The following is a 305-nucleotide window of genomic DNA, read 5'->3' on the forward strand; positions in this document are numbered from 1 at the left end:
GGCCGGGGATGACCAGACCGAGACGGACGCCGCGCAGGCCCAGCATCGGGTTCTGCTCGTGCAGCCGGTGCACCGCCTGGAGGAGGCGCAGTTCGTTCTCGTGCGGTTCCTGACGGGACTCGGCGAGGGCCACGCGGACCGACAGTTCGGTGATGTCGGGCAGGAACTCGTGCAGCGGCGGGTCGAGGAGCCAGACGGTGACCGGGAGGCCGTCCATTCCCTCGAACAGCTCGACGAAGTCCTTCCGCTGCAGCGGCAGCAGCGCCTTGAGGGACTCCTCGCGCTCGTCCTGGGTGTCGGCCAGG

Annotated in this window: 1 protein-coding gene; it reads right to left on the bottom strand. The window is 69.8% G+C overall.

What is annotated here, in order from left to right; translation table 11 throughout:
- The coding region (locus J0695_RS42315; protein ID WP_307798914.1) for a putative PEP-binding protein at positions 1 to 305 on the bottom strand (305 nt) is incomplete at both ends.

This window comes from Streptomyces beijiangensis (assembly GCF_017315755.1).
Taxonomy (GTDB): Bacteria; Actinomycetota; Actinomycetes; order Streptomycetales; family Streptomycetaceae; genus Streptomyces; species Streptomyces beijiangensis.